2 protein-coding genes are annotated in these 794 nt (G+C 68.9%); both read right to left on the reverse strand.

Annotated features, from left to right (window positions below):
* Positions 1 to 230: 230 nt before the first annotated feature.
* Positions 231 to 497, reverse strand: a complete 267-nt coding sequence (locus IE258_RS40725; RefSeq protein ID WP_189750828.1) for a hypothetical protein — start codon at positions 495 to 497, stop codon at positions 231 to 233.
* A gap of 8 nt (positions 498 to 505) precedes the next feature.
* On the reverse strand, positions 506 to 712 hold the full coding sequence (locus IE258_RS40730; protein ID WP_189750829.1) for a hypothetical protein: 207 nt from the start codon (positions 710 to 712) through the stop codon (positions 506 to 508).
* Positions 713 to 794: the final 82 nt, after the last annotated feature.

Consider the following 794-nt stretch of genomic DNA (forward strand, 5'->3'; position numbering starts at 1 on the left):
AGCTCCGCCACCTCGTCTACCGTCGTGTCGCGCTCCGTCAGCTGCCGGGCAGCGATACGACGGCTCCCCCGGGTCAGTCCGTGATCGGGAATCCGCTCCTGGACGACGAACTCGATGTCCAGCTCGTCGACCGTGGTCCACGTCTCGCGGGCCTGGTGCCAGGCGCTCATGTGGGTCTCCTCTGAGACGGCGCCCGGCCCCTCCACCAGACAGCGGAGGGCCGGGCAGGGTCAGGGCAGGTTCCGGTAGGTGGTCAGGAAGTGCCGCACGTCCTCCAGGACCGCAGCGAGATCCGAGCCGTCGTGGACGTCGGCGATTTGCTCCAGGGCGGCGTCGATGCCGTACTCCAGGTTGGCGATGCGCTGCTTGTATCCCTGGTACTCGCGTTCGGTCCGCTCGGCGGCTTCCTCGGCGGCCTCGTTGGCCTCTGCCTCGCGTCCGATGGCGTCGTTGATGCCGCACATGGGGCAGTCGTCCGGCTGGTGTTCGTGGCTCATGGGGGCTCCTACTGGCCGTCGGGAAGTGCGGAGGTCTCGGGGTGGATGCGGTAGGCGTCGGCGCGGTAGCCGAAGTCGGCCCACTGCGCGGCGTGCGCGGGGGCGGTCTCGGTGAGGAGCCGGTGGCGGACGGCTTCGATGTCGGCGTCGGGCACGGTCTGTGCGGTGCCGGGGACGGTGTAGCCGTCGGGGTCGAGGAGGCGGAGCTCGGGCATGGGGCCCCTTCAGGGGTGGTGTGTTGTCGGCTCTACCAAGCTAACCCATATTCTATGGCGTACGCCATATGCATGCGGGTTG

Origin of the sequence: Streptomyces tendae, from assembly GCF_014650435.1 — a bacterium.
GTDB lineage: Bacteria > Actinomycetota > Actinomycetes > Streptomycetales > Streptomycetaceae > Streptomyces > Streptomyces tendae.